General features: G+C 72.8%; 14 protein-coding genes. 6 read left to right on the plus strand and 8 right to left on the minus strand.

The window, feature by feature from the left end:
* Positions 1-73: 73 nt before the first annotated feature.
* A complete protein-coding gene (locus tag AC0AIB_RS29495) occupies positions 74-2,683 on the minus strand; it encodes a glycoside hydrolase family 9 protein (RefSeq protein WP_465097911.1) in 2,610 nt (869 codons plus the stop codon).
* 254 nt (positions 2,684-2,937) lie between these two features.
* On the opposite strand from AC0AIB_RS29495, the gene AC0AIB_RS29500 reads away from it, so the two are divergent.
* Positions 2,938-3,663 (plus strand): PP2C family protein-serine/threonine phosphatase, encoded by a 726-nt coding sequence (locus AC0AIB_RS29500; RefSeq protein WP_328348608.1) that lies wholly within the window; start codon positions 2,938-2,940, stop codon positions 3,661-3,663.
* Between the two features lie 6 nt (positions 3,664-3,669).
* On the opposite strand, the gene hrpB is transcribed toward AC0AIB_RS29500, so the two are convergent.
* The 3 genes from hrpB to AC0AIB_RS29515 are packed head-to-tail and all read right to left on the minus strand — an operon-like array spanning position 3,670 to position 7,385.
* Positions 3,670-6,273, minus strand: a complete 2,604-nt coding sequence (gene hrpB / locus AC0AIB_RS29505) for an ATP-dependent helicase HrpB (protein ID WP_328348607.1) — start codon at positions 6,271-6,273, stop codon at positions 3,670-3,672.
* A 25-nt stretch (positions 6,274-6,298) separates the two neighbouring features.
* Positions 6,299-6,499: a DUF397 domain-containing protein gene (locus AC0AIB_RS29510; RefSeq protein WP_328348606.1), complete on the minus strand. Its 201-nt coding sequence runs from the start codon at positions 6,497-6,499 to the stop codon at positions 6,299-6,301.
* A gap of 40 nt (positions 6,500-6,539) precedes the next feature.
* Positions 6,540-7,385: a helix-turn-helix domain-containing protein gene (locus tag AC0AIB_RS29515; protein ID WP_328348605.1), complete on the minus strand. Its 846-nt coding sequence runs from the start codon at positions 7,383-7,385 to the stop codon at positions 6,540-6,542.
* Between the two features lie 118 nt (positions 7,386-7,503).
* Between AC0AIB_RS29515 and AC0AIB_RS29520 the strand changes: the two genes are divergently transcribed.
* Genes AC0AIB_RS29520 through AC0AIB_RS29530 form a run of 3 tightly spaced genes read left to right on the plus strand, consistent with a single transcriptional unit; the run spans position 7,504 to position 10,317 of the window.
* Positions 7,504-8,154 (plus strand): GOLPH3/VPS74 family protein, encoded by a 651-nt coding sequence (locus AC0AIB_RS29520; RefSeq protein WP_328348604.1) that lies wholly within the window; start codon positions 7,504-7,506, stop codon positions 8,152-8,154.
* A 52-nt stretch (positions 8,155-8,206) separates the two neighbouring features.
* Complete coding sequence (locus tag AC0AIB_RS29525; protein ID WP_465097909.1) at positions 8,207-9,727, plus strand: APC family permease; 1,521 nt, start codon at positions 8,207-8,209, stop codon at positions 9,725-9,727.
* Positions 9,724-10,317 (plus strand): GNAT family N-acetyltransferase, encoded by a 594-nt coding sequence (locus AC0AIB_RS29530; protein ID WP_328348602.1) that lies wholly within the window; start codon positions 9,724-9,726, stop codon positions 10,315-10,317. The genes AC0AIB_RS29525 and AC0AIB_RS29530 overlap by 4 nt, the downstream gene beginning before the upstream one ends.
* A gap of 146 nt (positions 10,318-10,463) precedes the next feature.
* On the opposite strand, the gene AC0AIB_RS29535 is transcribed toward AC0AIB_RS29530, so the two are convergent.
* The gene (locus AC0AIB_RS29535; RefSeq protein WP_328348601.1) at positions 10,464-11,288 is read right to left on the minus strand and encodes a SigB/SigF/SigG family RNA polymerase sigma factor; all 825 of its coding nucleotides are present in this window, start codon (positions 11,286-11,288) and stop codon (positions 10,464-10,466) included.
* 273 nt (positions 11,289-11,561) lie between these two features.
* Positions 11,562-13,151 (minus strand): phospholipase D family protein, encoded by a 1,590-nt coding sequence (locus tag AC0AIB_RS29540; protein WP_465097910.1) that lies wholly within the window; start codon positions 13,149-13,151, stop codon positions 11,562-11,564.
* A gap of 133 nt (positions 13,152-13,284) precedes the next feature.
* On the opposite strand from AC0AIB_RS29540, the gene AC0AIB_RS29545 reads away from it, so the two are divergent.
* Positions 13,285-13,413, plus strand: coding sequence for a hypothetical protein (locus AC0AIB_RS29545; RefSeq protein ID WP_328348599.1), 129 nt, complete (start codon positions 13,285-13,287; stop codon positions 13,411-13,413).
* 91 nt (positions 13,414-13,504) lie between these two features.
* On the opposite strand, the gene AC0AIB_RS29550 is transcribed toward AC0AIB_RS29545, so the two are convergent.
* A complete protein-coding gene (locus tag AC0AIB_RS29550; protein ID WP_328348598.1) occupies positions 13,505-14,491 on the minus strand; it encodes a pirin family protein in 987 nt (328 codons plus the stop codon).
* A gap of 10 nt (positions 14,492-14,501) precedes the next feature.
* Positions 14,502-14,984 (minus strand): MarR family winged helix-turn-helix transcriptional regulator, encoded by a 483-nt coding sequence (locus AC0AIB_RS29555; protein WP_328348597.1) that lies wholly within the window; start codon positions 14,982-14,984, stop codon positions 14,502-14,504.
* A 146-nt stretch (positions 14,985-15,130) separates the two neighbouring features.
* On the opposite strand from AC0AIB_RS29555, the gene AC0AIB_RS29560 reads away from it, so the two are divergent.
* Positions 15,131-15,658, plus strand: a complete 528-nt coding sequence (locus tag AC0AIB_RS29560; RefSeq protein ID WP_328348596.1) for a GNAT family N-acetyltransferase — start codon at positions 15,131-15,133, stop codon at positions 15,656-15,658.
* The last annotated feature ends 22 nt before the right edge of the window (positions 15,659-15,680 follow it).

A 15,680-nucleotide genomic window follows, 5' to 3' on the forward strand; every position in this document is an offset into this window, starting at 1 on the left:
ACCGCCCGGCGCGCCCGGGCCCCGGGCTGCAGCCCGGGGCCCGAGGGTCGACACGTCGGTCAGGACACCGTGGTCAGGACACCGTGCAGGCGGCGCCGTTGACGGTGATCAGGTCCGGCGCCGGGTTGGCCAGCGTGCCGGTCCTGGCGAGCAGGCCGAAGGTCACGCTGCCGCCCGGCGCGATCTTCGCGTTGTACGACTCGTTCTTCGCCGTCACGGTGGCCCCGGACTGGGTCACCTTGGCCGTCCACGCCTGGGTGACCTTCTGGTCGCCGGTGTAGGCGTACCGCAGGGTCCAGCCGTCGATCGCGGTGTCGCCGGTGTTGCGGACGACGACCTGGGTGTTGGAGCCGTCCGGCCAGGTGCCGTGCACCTGGTAGCTGACCGCGCAGGTGCGCGGGGCCACCGCCTTGGCGTCACCCTGGTCGGCGAGGAACGACGCCAGCCAGGCCAGCGCCGAGTTCCAGTTGATCGCCACCTCGTTGGTCGAGTACGAGTTGATGTCGTCGACGTAGCAGAACATCGGCGCGCAGCCCTTGAGCAGCTGGGCGACGAACGGGTCCTGCAGGGCGGCGTTCGGGCCGCCGGCGAGCGAGCCGGCCGGCGGGTTCGGCATGGCCGGGTTGAGCTGGTGGCCGAAGATCCGGCTGTGCTGGTTGCGCGCGTTCTGCTCGCCCCAGCCGGTCACGTACGACATGTTCAGCGCGTTGCGGCCGAGCAGGTAGTCGGTCGCCTGCACCGTGCCGTCCCGGTACTTCGCGTCCCGGGTCAGGTCGAAGGCGGTGGCCAGCACGACCATGTTGTTGATGACGTTGCTGTTGCTGCCCCAGACGTAACTTGCCGCCTCACCCGGCACCGGCAGGCCGTACGCCTGGGCGTGCAGGGTGGTCAGGTAGTTGTCGGCGGCGGCGGTCACCGAGGCACGGACCCGGGCCTTGTCGGCGGCCGGCAGGCCGTTCGGCACGGTGGCCAGGTCGAGCCGGCCCACCACTGCCACGCTCTGCCAGCTGAACGCGCCGCCCGCGGCGAACACCTCACCGGTGTGGTGGGGCGAGGCGGTCAGGTCGTCCAGGTACGCCTTCTTGCCGGTGGTCAGGTACAGCTCGACGGCGGCCCAGTAGAACTCGTCGGTGACGTTGCTGTCCTCGTACGCCCCACCGCCGGTGCCGTCGGTCGGGTCGGCGTAGACCGCCGGGTGCGCCTTGGCGGCGGCGTACGCGGTCGACGCGGCGGTGCCGCAGCGGGCGGCGAACGCCGCGTCGTACGGGGCGAAGAGGCGCTGGCACTGGGCGGCGACGGCGGCCAGGTTGAGGGTGGCGGCGGTCGACGGCGGGTGCAGCTCACGCGGCTGCGCGTCGTCCTGCGGGGCGAGCGGCAGGCCGGTCCACGCCTTGTCGTGGATCTTGTGGTGGACCATTCCGGCCAGCGGCTTGCCGGCCGGCACCTGCATCCGCAGCAGGAACTCGATCTCCCAGCGGGCCTCGTCGAGGATGTCCGGCACCGCGTTGCCCCGCTCGGGCACCCGCAGCGTCGAATCACCAAGCGCGGCGCCACCGGCGGCGGTCTCCGCGGTCTTGGTCCGCTCGAAGGCGCTCAGCAACTGGTAGGCGGCGATGCCACCGTTGACCACGTACTTGCCGTGGTCGCCCGCGTCGTACCAGCCGCCGCGCACGTCCAGCGAGTAGTCGCAGACCCCGGGCTGGCAGGGCACCTGGGTGTCACCCTGGTTGGGGGCGACCCCGAGGTGGCCGGCCGGGCGGGCGTACTCCTCGCCGATCAGGTCACCGTCGATCTCGATGCCGCTGCGCTGGGCGTAGAAGAACTGCATCGAGTCGGCGCGCAGCCGGTCGTAGAGGTCGCCGGAGATGTCGAACGGGTGGCTGGTCTCCCCGTCGGCCACGAGCGTGTAGCCGGTGCCGGGCGTGCGGTAGGACGAGAAGTCGACGGTCTGCACGTTCTGCCCGGAGGCGGCGTCGACCCCGCGCGGGGTGCTCGCGCCGCTGGCGACGACCGTGCCGGCCGCCGACTTGAGCTGCCAGGGAAGCGCCTCGGTCGACTCGGTCACCACCGTGGCGTTCTTCGGGCCGTCGGGCAGGTAGCCGACCTGGTTGACCCGGACCCGGGGCCCGGTGTCCGGCACGTACGGCGGGGCGGCCTCGCCACCGCGCAGCGAGACGTTGTCCAGGCAGAGGCGCTGCTCGGCGGCGGCCCCGCCGACCTGGAAGACGAGCTGGGCGTTGGGGTTGTCGTCCGGGACGGTGAAGGTCTGCTCCACCCGCTTGCTCGTCGGGGCGGCGACGGCCGGGACGGTCGCGTACGACGTGTAGGGGGCGCTGCCGAGCTGGAGCACGGCGGTGACGGTGAGGCCGGGTGTGGCCGAGACGTCGAAGCCCAGCTTGTATTCCGCGCCGGCGTTGAGCCGGACCCCGTCGTGGCCGATGCCGGCGTCCCACGGATTGGCCAGCCCGGCGGGGACGGTGACGCAGAGCCGGCCGTCGACGACGTCGAGCGGGCCGGTGCCATAGGAGAACCAGGGCGAGACGCCCTCGCTGAAGTCACCGTTGGTGATCTGCTCGGGGGCGTCCGGCGGGACCTCGGCATGGGCCGTGCCGGCACCGGCTCCGGTGAGGATCAGGGTCGTCGCTGCCAGTACCGCGAGATGCCGCCGACGTCGTCGGGTCAGGATCACGGGATTCCTTTCCGGGCGGTGGAGGTGTGGAAACGCCGTCCATCGATGGGAGCGCTCCCAATACCAGCCAGATGTTTCCAGCGCGTCTCGTCCCTGTCAATCGATTCGACTGGATGACCTTCGGCCCTGGTCGAAGCGGGCCGGGTCGGCCCGGATCGACGCCTGCGGCAGTGAGATTCACCGCGCCACGCGGAGTCCTCCTGATCTCCTAGAGACAACAACGCCCTCCGCCTGGCAGGCTGCCACCCATGACCCTGAAGCTTCGTTCCGTCGGGACGAGCGACCGTGGGCTGATCCGCAGCGGAAACCAGGACGCCCTGCACTGCGGTGCCTGGCTCGTCGCCGTCGCCGACGGCATGGGCGGGATGGCGGCCGGCGACCTGGCCAGCCGGATCGCCATCGACGCGGTTGCCCCACTGGACGTGGAGACCCCCGAGGACGCCCTGGTAGCGGCGTTGCAGACCGGCATCGAGCTGGCCACCGCGCGGATCCACCAGGCGGTCCAGGAGGACCCGGAGCGGCAGGGCATGGGCACCACACTGACCGCCCTGCTCTTCTCCCGCACGGGGAGCTGCCTGGCGCTGGCCCACGTCGGCGACTCCCGGGCCTACCTGTTCCGCGAGAGCATCCTCAAGCAGGTGACCCGGGACGACACCTTCGTCCAGATGCTCGTCGACCAGGGCCTGATCAGCCCCGAGGAGGCGTCCAGCCACCCTCGGCGGGCCGTGGTCACCCAGGCGTTGCAGGGCGAGGAGGTCTCCCCGTCGTACGCGACGATGGTGCCCCGGGCCGGTGACCGCTGGCTGCTGTGCAGCGACGGCCTCTCCAACGTGGTCCGCCCGGACACCCTCACCGAGGTGCTCCGGGAGACCCCGGACCGGGAGACCTGCGCCCGCCGCCTGATCGACCTGGCCCTGCGGGCCGGCGGCCCCGACAACATCACCGTGCTGATCGCCGATGTCGTCGACGAGTGACAGCGGTCAGCGTCGGCGGTGGGTGGTGTGCCGGGTGGGGGTGGCCGTGGTCGGGTCCTCCGGCCAGGGATGGCGCGGATAGCGCCCGCGTAGCTCCCCGCGCACCTGCGGATATCCGGTACGCCAGAAGGACGCCAGGTCGGCGGTGACCGCCACCGGCCGGCCGGCCGGCGAGAGCAGGTGCAGCCGTACCGGCACCCGTCCGCCGGCCAGCCGGGGCGCATCGGTCCAGCCGAACGTCTCCTGGAGCTTCACCGCCAGCACCGGCGCGGCCGGGTCGGCGTAGTCGACCCGGACCCGGGAACCGCTTGGCACCTCGATCCGTTCCGGGGCCAGCTCGTCCAGCCGGCCCGCCTGCGACCAGGGCAGCAGTCGCCGCAACGCCCCGGTCACGTCGATCCGGGCCAGGTCGGCACGGCGGCGGGCGGCGGCCAGCTCCGACCCGAGCCACCGGTCGGCGGCGTCGAGCAGCGCGGCATCGGAGACCTCCGGCCAGTCCCCGCCCAACGCCTGCCGGCAGAACGCCAGCCGTTGGCGCAGCGACCGGGCCGCCGGGGTCCAGGTCAACAGGTCCAGTCCGGCCTGGCGCAGCCCGTCGGCGAGCGCGGCGGCCAGCAGGTCCGGCGCCGGCCGGGCCAGGGGGCGGCTGACCAGCTCGATCGCGCCGAGCCGGGTCACCTCCCGGGCCAGCACGTCGCCGTCGACCCAGCCGACCTCGCGTACCTCGGTCAGCAGCGGAGCGCCGGCCTCCCGCGCGGTGGCCTCGTCCACCGGGGCGGCCAGCCGGACCCGGGCGGTGGGTGCGCCAGGTGACCGGTCGGCGACCGCGACGGCCAGCCAGCCCGTCCCGGCCAGCGCCGACCCGGCCGCCAGCTCCGCCCCGGTGCCACCAGTCATCAGGTACGACGTCCCGCCGGCCCGGCGCAGCCGGGCCAACCGCTCCGGGTAGGCCAACCCCACCAGCAACCCGGCCGCCAGATCGTCCGGCAACCACCCGTCGCCGCTGTCGTTGCTCCGTCCGCTGTCGTCTTCCCGGCGGGTGGCGCGGCGGGCGTGGGCCGGGCCGGTCACCGTGCCGGTCCGGCCGGGGTCTGCGGCCGACGGTGCGGCGGGCAGGGCGGCGCGCAGTCGGCGGACCTCCGCCCGCCAGCGGGCGGTGGCGCCGGGGTCCACCTCGTCGCGCAACCGCCGCCAGCCCGCAGTGAGGTCGTCGTGCCGCCCGGTCAGGCCGTCCTCGGCGAGCAGGGCGACCAGTTCGGCGGCCCGGTCCCGGCCGACCCGGCCCGCGCCGTCGAGCAGGGCCCGACCCAGCCGGGGATGGGTGCCGGTGGCGGCGATGGCCCGTCCCCTGGCGGTCACCCGGCCGTCGGCGTCGATCGCGCCGAGGGTGGTCAGCGTCTCGCGGGCCACGGTCAGCGCGGCGGCCGGCGGCGGGTCTGGCAGCGCCAGGCCGACACCGTCCGGACTGCCCCAGGCGGCCAGGTCCAGCGCGAACCCGGTCAGGTCGGCGGTGGCGACCTCCGGCTCGGGTTGGGCGGCGAGCCGACCGTGGGTGGCCTCGGACCAGCAGCGGTAGACCACCCCCGGTGCCTCCCGGCCGGCCCGACCGGCCCGCTGGGTGGCGGCGGCCCGGGACACCGGCACGGTGACCAGCGCCCCCAGCCCCCGGGACAGGTCGGTACGGGCCACCCGGGACAACCCGGCGTCGACCACCACCCGGACCCCGGGCACCGTCAGGCTGCTCTCCGCCACCGAGGTGGCGAGCACCACCCGGCGTCGTCCGGCGGGGCGCAGTGCGGCGTCCTGCGCGGCGGCGGGCAGTCGCCCGTGCAGCGGCAGGACGGCCAACCGGTCGGTCAGGTCGGCCAACCGGCGGGCCACCGCCCCGATCTCACCCGCCCCGGGCAGGAAGACCAGCAGGTCCCCGTCCTGTTCGTGCAGGGCCCGCCGGACGGTGGCGGCTACGTGGTCGAGCAGCACCGGGTCGACCCGGCCCGCCCCCGGCGGCGTGACCGGTCGCGGCGGCGGCGTCCAGACCCGGGTGACCGGGTGCAGGGCCGCCTCGGCGCGGACCACCGGGGCCGGGGCGTCGCCGCCGAGCAGCGCGGCGAACCGGTCCGCCTCCGGGGTCGCCGACATGGCTACCAGCCACAACTCGGGGCGCAGCGCCGCGCGGGCCTCCACGGTGAAGGCCAGCGCGAGATCGGCGTCGAGTTGCCGCTCGTGACACTCGTCGAGCAGCACCGCGTCCACCCCGGGCAACTCGGGGTCGCGCAGCAGCCGGCGGACCAGCAGGCCGGTGGTGACCACCTCGATCCGGGTGCCGGGGCCGACCCGGCGGTCGCCGCGCACGGCGTACCCGACCCGGTCGCCGACCCGCTCGCCGAGCAGGTCGGCGATCCGCCGGGCGGCCGCCCGGGCGGCCACCCGACGGGGCTGGGCCACCAGCACCCGGCCGGCCACCCCGTCGGCCACCGCGAGCGGCGCGAGGGTGGTCTTGCCGGTGCCGGGCGGGGCCACCAGGACCGCGCTGCCGGTGCCGGTCAGCGCCCGCAGCAGCGGTGGCAGCGCCGGCCGGACCGGCAGGTCGAGTGGTACGTCGGAGAGCACGACTGCCACTGTGGCATGCCGGGGGTCACCCCGGGCGTACCGCCTCCATGCCGGTGACGAAGGCTGTCCAGGCGTCGGCGGAGAAGACCAGCGCGGGCCCGTACCGGTCCTTGCTGTCCCGTACCGCGATCCGGTCGGCTGTCGCGGCGACCTCCACGCAGTTGCCGTTGCCGCTACTGCGGCTGCTGGTCCGCCAGTCCATCATGGACAGAGGCAGCGCCTGCATCCCGTACCTCACGTTCCCCCCAGGGCGTGCCGCGGTGCGATCACGCAAAGTGACGAGCAGCCTCTTCCAGGCGGGCCAACGACCCCGCCGGATCCAGTGCCATCCGGCACAGCTCCTCGTGCAGAAGGGTATACCCGCGCACGTGCACCGCTTCCTCCAACGCCAGACCCAGGGTGAGATTGTCCAGGTAGACCACTGAATTGTCGGCCGCGTCGGCAAACGTGAGGATGACATACGGGGTGCTCATCGCCGGGTGCCCGCCAGACGCGAAAGGAAGTACGTGGCACGTCACGTTCGGTAACTGAGCGATCCGGGCCATGTGGGTCAGCTGCTCCGCCATGACGGCCGGCCCGCCCACCGGGCGCAGCAACACCGCCTCGTTGAGCACCACCGACAACTCGACCGGGGGAGACTCCCGGTGCAGCACCTCCTGTCGGCGCAGCCGGGCGGCCACCTTGCGCTCCACCCCCTCCTCGCCCGCGGTGCGACGGAACATCTCCCTGGCGTACGCCTCGGTCTGCAGCAGCCCGGGGACGGACTCCGCCTCGTACGTACGCAGGCTCTCCGCCTCCGCCTCCAGGCCGACGTAGAACTCGAACCACTCGGGCAGCACGTCGCTGTAGTTCTGCCACCAACCGCGCTGCTGGGCACCCCGGGCGATCTCGATGAGCGCCTCGGCATCGAAGCCGGTCACCTCGTAGAGGGCCAGTGCGGCGCGCACGTCGCGGGGCTTGATGCCGATCTGGGCGTTCTCGATCCGGGACAGGTTGCTCTTGGACATGTCGAGTTGGCGGGCGGCCACGTCGAGGGTCATCCCCGCACGTTCCCGCAGTTGGCGGAGTTCTCGGGCGATGCGGCGGCGGCGAACGGTGGGGCTGGCGGTCACCCTCCGAGTCTGTCACGACAAGATCCGCAGGTCACCCGAGCACGGAGTGCAACCTTTGAATCCGGGAGTTGCAAAGACGCCATTGTGGAGGCATCCTGTCACCCGGCGTGGATCATCTATGGACAATGCGTGGGAGGCTCGTTTGCTGGTCGCCGACGAGTTCTTTCTCATCGCGCACAACGACAACCGGGGCAAGGCCAAGCTCCACCCGAGCGCCACCGGGTTGGGTCTCGCCGCCGGGCTGCTCGCCGAGCTGATCCTGTTCGGACAGATCACCGTCTCCGGTGGAATGGTCGCCGTGATCGACAGGCGTCCCCCGGCCGACGCGTTGGCCCACACAGTGCTCGACCAACTGATCGGCGAGTCGCAGCACCAGGCGGTGCGTACCTGGCTCTCCTTCCTGTCCCAGTCGTCCACCACCTCCGTGGGGGAACGACTGGCCCGCGCCGGGGTGCTGCGCCGGCAGGAGAACCGTCGGCTGCTGCGGACCACGGTCAGCTACCTGCCGATCGACCTCAACGCCGCCGCCTGGCCGGCGACCCGGCTCCGGGCCCTGGTCGAGCGGCCGGAGCAGCCACTGGTGTCGGACACCACCCTGCTCGGGCTGGTGGCCGCCGCCGGGCTGACCCGTGAGGTGCTGTGGAGCGCCGGCCCGCGCGCCCACCACCGGCTCGCCACCCTGGTCCAGTCGCTGCCCGCCCCCCTGAAGGAACTGGTCGTGCACACCGAGGCCGCGGTCGGCGCGGCGGTGCTGCGCGGCATCCCCTGACCTCGCCGCGCCACCCCCTTCCCCCTCCTCTCCCCTCTCCCGGAGCAGCCCCATGCCCCCCCATCCGACAGTCGTTCGACCCAGCAACGTCAGTGACGCCCTGGCCCGTGGCCGCCTCGGCGTGCCGTCGGTCATCTTCTTCGTCCTCTCCGCCGCCGCGCCGCTGACCGTGGTGGCCGGCGTGGTCACCACCGGCTACGCGGTCACCGGCATCACCGGGATGCCGCTGGCCTTCCTCGCCGTGGGCGCCGTCCTGGCGCTCTTCTCCGTGGGTTACGTGGCGATGGCCCGTCGGGTGGAGAACGCCGGTGCGTTCTACGCCTACGTCTCACGGGGTATCGGCCGGCCGGCCGGCGTCGGCGCGGCCTGGGTCGCGCTCGTCGCCTACAACGCCCTCCAGGTCGGCCTCTACGGCGCGATCGGCGCTGCGGCCGCCCCGGTGCTCGGCACCCTCTTCGGCGTCGAACCGCACTGGGCCGTGGTGGCCCTGGTCGCCTGGGCGCTCGTCGCGTTCCTCGGCCTGCTGCGGGTGGACGTCAACGGCCTGGTCCTGGCGTTCCTCCTGATCGCCGAGATCGTGGTGATCCTCGTGTTCGACCTGGGCCAGCTCAGCCACCCGGAGGGTGGCTCGACCAGCTTCGCCGCGCTGGCCCCGTCGAACCTGCTGGTGCCGGGGGCCGGTGCGTTGCTGGTGCTCGCCATGACCGGGTTCGTCGGGTTCGAGTCCTCGGTGGTCTTCAGCGAGGAGAGCAAGGATCCGAAGCGGACGGTGCCGCTGGCCACCTACCTCTCGGTGGCGATCATCGCCGGGCTCTACGCGCTCTCCTCCTGGTCGATGACCGTGGCCGTCGGGCCGGAGAACATCTCCGCCGCCGCCGGCGAGCAGAGCATCGAACTGATCTTCAACCTGGCCGCCGCGCACCTCGGCGACACCGCGGTCACCATCGGCCAGGCGCTCTTCATGACCTCCGTGCTGGCTGCCATGATCTCGTTCCACAACACCACCGCCCGGTACGCCTTCGCGCTGGGCCGGGAGCGGGTGCTGCCAGCCGCCTTCGGGCAGACCTCGCCGCGCACCGGGGCGCCCCGGGTGGCATCGCTGGCCCAGAGCCTGCTCGGCCTGCTGGTGATCGTGCTGTACGCGGTCAACGGCTGGGACCCGGTGGTGCAGCTCTTCTACTACGCCGGCACGGGCGGCGGCTTCGGGGTGCTGCTGCTGATCGCCAGCACCAGCGTCGCCGTGATCGTCTACTTCGCCCGGTCCGACACCTCGGAGTCGCTGTGGCGGCGGGCGATCGCCCCGGCGCTGGCCACCGTCGCGCTGGCGGCCATCGTCGCGGTGGCGGTGGCGAACTTCGCCACCCTGCTCGGCGTCGCGCCGGACTCGCCGCTGCGCTGGATCATCCCGGGGGTCTACCCGGTCGCCGCGCTGATCGGCATCCTCTGGGGCATGGTGCTGCGGTCCCACCGACCCGACGTCTACGCCCGGATCGGGCGGGGCGCGGAGAGCGCCGCCACCTCACTGTTCACGCTGCCGGTGGACGGGCCGGTGCCGGTGGAGGCCCGGCGATGAGCCGGGTGGCCATCGAGCGGCTCGACGCCGCCGACACCCGGTGGGTCGCCGAGCGGATCGCCGAGGCGTTCCTGGTGCTGCCGGCGACCCACTGGCTGGTGCCGGACGAGGCGAAGCGGGAGGCCGTGTTCGCCGACAACTTCGAGATCCTGGTCGACCACGCGATGCGGCACGGGCTGGTCTTCGGCACCGCCGACCGGGACGCGGTGGCCGTCTGGTTCCCGCAGGTCGGTGACGAGTCGCCGGCACCTGTGGACTACGACGACCGGCTGGCCGCCGCCTGCGGGGAGTGGACCCCCCGGTTCCGGCACCTCGACGAGTTGTTCGCCGCCAACCACCCGCATCCCGACCACCACCACCTGGCCCTGCTCGCGGTCCGGCCGGACCGTCAGGGGCAGGGGCTGGGCACCGCCCTGCTGGGTCACCATCACGCCTGGCTGGACGCCCACGGGGTGCCCGGCTACCTGGAGGCGAGCAGCGAAGCCGGGCGGGACCTCTACGCCCGGCACGGCTACCGGCTCCGGGAGGTCTTCCGGCTGCCGGACGGCACGCCGTTCTATCCGATGTGGCGGGACCCGGCGAGCGCCTGACCCGCACGACGACCGAGCGGCCCCGACGCATGCGCGTCGGGGCCGCTCTGGTTCCGGAGCCGAGCGGGCCCGGCCGGCGAACCGCCGACCGGGCCCGGTGGTCTTGGCCGTCACCGACCCGGTGGGTCGGTGACCGCCTCCACCCCCTAGTAGGTGCCGTCGAGCTGACCGCGCAGCTTGGTCAGCGCCCGGGCGAGCAGCCGGGACACGTGCATCTGCGAGACGCCGATCTGGTCGGCGATCTGCGACTGGGTCAGGTTGCCGTAGAAGCGCAGGGTGAGGATCTTCTGCTCACGCTCGTCGAGGGTGGCCAGCGCCGGGCCGAGTGCGACCCGCAGCTCGGCCAGCTCGAACTCGTTGTCCTCGCCGCCGAGCATGTCGCCCAGCTCGGTGGCGCGGTCACCGTCGCCGGTCGGGGTGGACAGCGACACCGCGTTGTAGGCGCGGGCGCCTTCCAGGCCCTCCAGGACCTCTTCCTCGGTGAGCTTGAGGTGGGCGGCGATGTCGGCGACCGTCGGCGACCTGCCGAGGGTCTGCAACAGCGAGCTGTTGGCGTCGGAGATGGCCAGCCGCAGCTCCTGGAGCCGACGGGGCACCCGGATGTCCCAGGTGCGGTCGCGGAAGTGCCGCTTCAACTCGCCGATGATGGTCGGGATCGCGTAACCGGCGAAGTCGACGCCGCGCGACGGGTCGAACTTGTCGATCGCCTTGATCAGGCCGACGGCGGCGGTCTGGGCCAGGTCGTCGGTGGGCTCGCCCCGGCCGCTGTAGCGGTGGGCCAGGTGGTTGGCCAGCGGCAGCCAGGCCTCGATGGCGCGGTCCCGCAGCGCCGCCCGGGACGGGTGGTTGGCAGGCAGCGCGGCCATCGCGTTCAGCAGGTCGGCGGCGCTGTCGGTGAGGGCGCGCGGGTCCAGCTTCTCGGTGGTGGCCGGCTGTGTGGTCGCCTGCTCGCTCATGGTTGGCGCGGTCATTGGTGGTCCTCCCTGCACCTCGTCCGCGGACAAAAGACGTGACGCTTCGGTTTAACTTCAGATGGGCCGTTCGGGAGTCACCATAGCCTGATCGGTGAGGGGATATCTAGCCGAAAGGCTGATGTACTTAAGTGATTTTCAGTCATGAAATCACAATATCGGACACGGTTCGCACGGTTTGTGATCATCCGCACCGGGATGGACTGACCCGGCGTGACCGCTGCTGGCTTCGCCGCCCACCCGCCCCCGTCGCAACTGCGTATCCTCGGACGCTCACCAGGTGCCCTTCCGTCGGGCGTGCAGCGGCCGGCCGTCGGGGTCGTAGACCAGTCGGTACGCCGGCAGCGCCCAGAGCCGGGTGTACCAGGGCAGCCGCTCGGACCGGTGCGGGCGCAGCCGGCCCGGTGGCCGGGGGCCCGTCCGGCCGGCGTCGTACCACCGCTGGAGGGCGTCGGCGGTCGAGGTGATCGCCTCGACCGCGCTGGCCGGGTCGAGCAGGTCGGCGTCGTCGGCGCCGTCCGGATCCCGGTCCAGGTGCTCCCGCCACAGCCGCAGCCGCAGGTCCCGGGCGAACACCCGGGCCCCGTCGCCCTGGCCAGCCGGGTCGACGGGGGACCGCTCGTCGCGGGTCTCGTCGAGCACCGCGCAGGACAGTTCGCTGTCGTGCGTCCAGGACCGCCTGTTGAAGTTGTCGCTGCCCACGCTCGCCCAGACGTCGTCGATCACGCAGACCTTGGCGTGCACGTAGACCGGATCGCCCGCCCGGTTCTCCACGTCGAAGACGTGCACCCGGTCCGGGGCGGCCCGCTCGCACAGCGAGAGCGCCTGCTCCCGGCCCACCATGTTCGGCGGCAGCGCCAACGCGCCGTCGACGTCCGGGTGGCGGGGCACCACGGCGACCAGGTGCAGGTCCGGATTGTCGCGTAACGCCTGGGCGAAGAGCTCGGCCACCTCGGTCGACCAGAGGTACTGGTCCTCCAGGTAGATCAGCCGGCGGGCCCGGCGTACCGCCTTGGTGTAGCCGCGGGCCACCGTCCGCTCGCCGTCCGGGGCGAAGGAGTACCGGGGACGTACCGCCGGGTAGGTGCGCAGCACCTGGATGCGGTGCGGGCCGCAGGGCGGCGGGTCGGCCGGCTGGGCGGGCAGCGGGTCGGGGCTGAGGTCGGAGCCGCGCAGCCGGTCCCGCAGGTAGGCCAGCGGGTTCTCCGAGTCCAACGGCATCGGGTCGGTCCACCGCTCGCGGAACGTGGTGTCCAGCGCGCCGACCGCCGGCCCCCGGACGGCGAGCTGCACGTCGTGCCAGGGCGGGTGCGGGCCGTACCGCGGCGACATGGCCAGGGGCTGCGGGTCGCCGTGGTGGTCGGCGTCGTCCCGGCGGCTGTGGCACAGGTCGATCCCGCCGGCGAAGGCGACGTCCCGCTCCGGGTCGTCGGGATGACGCAGCACCACCAGCTTCTGGTGGTGCGACCCGCCCCGCCGGACGCGTTGGTCGAGCAGCACCTCACCGCCGGCGGCTTTGATCGTCTCGCTCAGGTCGCGGTTCTCCGCCTCACTGTAGGACAGCGTGTCGAGGTGGGAACGCCAGAGCAGCCCCTTGACCACCACCCCACGCTGGGCGGCCTGCGCGAAGAGCTGGGCCACCGTCGGGCCGTCCGGGCGCATCAGTTCGTCCGGGTCGCCCCGCCAGTCGGTGAAGAAGAGGTGGTCGCCCGCGTCGAGAGCCTCCACCGCGCTGACCAGCCGGTCGAAGTACGCCACGCCGTGAATCAGCGGCTCGGCGAGGTTTCCGGTCGTCCAGACGGGTAACCCCGAGGCCGGGTTGGCGCGTTCCTCAGCGGTCAGGAACCAGTCCTCGATCGCCACGTTCCAACCTCCCGAGGTCGACGACGTCCTCACGGTAGGACCCCCACCAGCGGAGCGCACTCCGGGTGGCCCGGAACCGCTCCGGCGGGTGGCCTGCCGCACCCCAGACCGCGAACGCCGAGGAGGCACCGCAATGCCCGCCGAGACGACGAACCCCGCGACCCAGGACCGTACCCAGGCGGTCGAGAGCGAACGCGGCGCGATCCTGGCGGTACTGCTCATGGTGATCCTCGGGGTTGCCGGGATCTTCGCGGTCTCCTGACGGCCTCCGCCGCCTGTATCTGCCCGCGGCGGAACCGCCCGAAACGGGCGCCCCGGTGGAACCGGGACGCCCGTCGGGTTGCCGCGTGCCGTCAGGGGCGGTCGCCCTGGCCGCCGGTGTGCGGCAGCCGCTGGGCGGGGACGACGCCCAGCTTGCCGGCCTGGAAGTCCTCGAAGGCCTGCATCAGCTCGGCACGGGTGTTCATCACGAACGGCCCGTAGTGCGCCACCGGCTCCCGGATGGGCTTTCCGCCCATGAGGTAGAGGTCCAGGGCCGGGGTGTTGCCGTCCTGCTTGCCCCCCGCGGTGATCCGCAGCGCGTCGCCCGGACCGTGCACGGCCAACTGGCCGCCCTGGAAGGGACGTCGGTCGGTGCCGACCGTGCCCCGACCGGAGAGCGCGTAGACCAGGGCGTTGAAGTCGGACCGCCAGGGCAGGCTCAGCTCCGCACCGGGCTGGAGCGTGACGTGGGCGATGGTGATCGGGGTGTGCGTCGACCCCGGCCCCTGGTGCCCGGCGACCTCACCGGCGATGATCCGGACCAGTGCGCCGCCGTCCGGCGTGGTCAGCAGGGTCGACTCCCGCCCCCGGATGTCCTGGTAGCGCGGCGGCATCATCTTGGCCACCCGGGGCAGGTTGACCCAGAGCTGGAGGCCGTGGAAGAGCCCACCGCTGGCCACCAGGTGCTCCGGCGGGGCCTCGATGTGCAGCAACCCGCTGCCGGCGGTCATCCACTGGGTGTCGCCGTCGGTGATGGTGCCGCCACCACCCTGCGAGTCCTGGTGGTCCATGATCCCGTCGATCATGTAGGTGACCGTCTCGAAGCCCCGGTGCGGGTGCCACGGGGTGCCCTTCGGCTCGCCCGGCGCGTAGTCCACCTCGCCCATCTGGTCGAGGTGGATGAACGGGTCGAGATCCGACATCGGCACCCCGGCGAAGGCCCGGCGGACCGGGAAGCCCTCACCCTCGTAACCGCTGGGGGCGGTGGTCAGCCGGCGGACCGGCCGGTAGCTGGTGGTCTCGTCGAGCCGGGGCAGGCGGGGCAGGACGAGGACGTCGTCGACGGTGATCGCGGGCATCTCGGGCTCCTCAGGTGTCGCTGTGGGTGGACGACGCGTCCCGGTCGGCGCGTAGCCGCCGGCCGAGTCGATCGAAGACCCGGGTCAGAGTGGTGACCTCGGCGTCGTCGAGGTCGTCCATCAGGTGCCGCCGGACCGAGGCGAGGTGCCCCGGCGCGGCCTCGCGCAGGGTCAGCAGCCCGGTGGCGGTGAGCACCGCCTCGCTGCCCCGACGGTCCCCGGGGCAGGACTGCTTGGCGACCAGACCCCGCCGCTGCATGGTGGAGATCTGGTAGGTGAGCCGGCTGGGGGAGAAGACCAGCCGACCGGCCAGCTCACCCATGCGCAGTCGCTGGCCCGGCGCCTCGGAGAGCAGGACCAGCACGTGGTAGTCGGCGAAGCTCAGCTCCCCGTCGGCGCGCAGGTCCTCTTCGAGCTGGGTGAACAGCCGCTGGCTCGCCTCGATGTAGGCACGCCAGCAGGCCATCCGCTCGCTGTCCAGGCTCTCCGTCATGCCCCGAACAGTAGCACTCCTTAAAATTTAAACAAGCCCTCCTTGGGTGGTGTGAGCGGCGAGACAGTCGTACTTGAGGTGCGGAACTTCGGTATTTGAAGGAAAGTCGGACGGGTGGTCGCCAGGCGACCTGCCAGACTGCCCGGGTGGAACCCGTGGAGATCACCACCGCCGGCCTGTTGCTGCGCCCCTGGCGGACGGCGGACGCGCCGGCCGTGCTGGCCGCCCTGGTCGACCCCGACATCGTCCGGTGGAACGGGCAGGGGGTGACCGACCTGGCGCAGGCCGCCGGGTGGATCGCCAGGCGGGCCGACCGGAGCGACGGCAGCCACGTCTCCCTCGCGGTGACCGACGGCACCGACGGGACGCTGCTCGGTTCGGTCTCCGTACACCAGATCCGGCACGACAACGCCGCCGTCGGCTACTGGACCGCCGCCCCGGCCCGGGGACGCGGGGTCGCCGGCCGGGCGCTGCACGCGCTCACCGGCTGGGCCTTCACCCACCTCGACCTGCACCGGATCGAACTGTGCCACGCCGTGGCCAACCCCGCCTCCTGCCGGGTCGCCGAGCGCGCCGGCTACCGGCTGGAGGGCACCCTGCGCGAGTCCCACCGCTACGGCGACGGCCACCGCCACGACGAACACCTGCACGCCCGCCTCACCACCGACCCCTGACCCCCCACCCCCACCCCCACCC

The sequence above is a fragment of the Micromonospora sp. DSM 43699 genome (assembly GCF_055517075.1).

What these genes read in the sequence shown, in the direction of transcription:
- AC0AIB_RS29500 (WP_328348608.1), top strand. Translation starts at nt 2,938, where the DNA reads ATGACCCTGAAGCTTCGTTCCGTCGGGACGAGCGACCGTGGGCTGATC.
- AC0AIB_RS29510 (WP_328348606.1), bottom strand. Translation starts at nt 6,499, where the DNA reads ATGCAGGCGCTGCCTCTGTCCATGATGGACTGGCGGACCAGCAGCCGC.
- AC0AIB_RS29520 (WP_328348604.1), top strand. Translation starts at nt 7,504, where the DNA reads ATGGACAATGCGTGGGAGGCTCGTTTGCTGGTCGCCGACGAGTTCTTT.
- AC0AIB_RS29525 (WP_465097909.1), top strand. Translation starts at nt 8,207, where the DNA reads ATGCCCCCCCATCCGACAGTCGTTCGACCCAGCAACGTCAGTGACGCC.
- AC0AIB_RS29530 (WP_328348602.1), top strand. Translation starts at nt 9,724, where the DNA reads ATGAGCCGGGTGGCCATCGAGCGGCTCGACGCCGCCGACACCCGGTGG.
- AC0AIB_RS29535 (WP_328348601.1), bottom strand. Translation starts at nt 11,288, where the DNA reads ATGACCGCGCCAACCATGAGCGAGCAGGCGACCACACAGCCGGCCACC.
- AC0AIB_RS29545 (WP_328348599.1), top strand. Translation starts at nt 13,285, where the DNA reads ATGCCCGCCGAGACGACGAACCCCGCGACCCAGGACCGTACCCAGGCG.
- AC0AIB_RS29550 (WP_328348598.1), bottom strand. Translation starts at nt 14,491, where the DNA reads ATGCCCGCGATCACCGTCGACGACGTCCTCGTCCTGCCCCGCCTGCCC.
- AC0AIB_RS29555 (WP_328348597.1), bottom strand. Translation starts at nt 14,984, where the DNA reads ATGACGGAGAGCCTGGACAGCGAGCGGATGGCCTGCTGGCGTGCCTAC.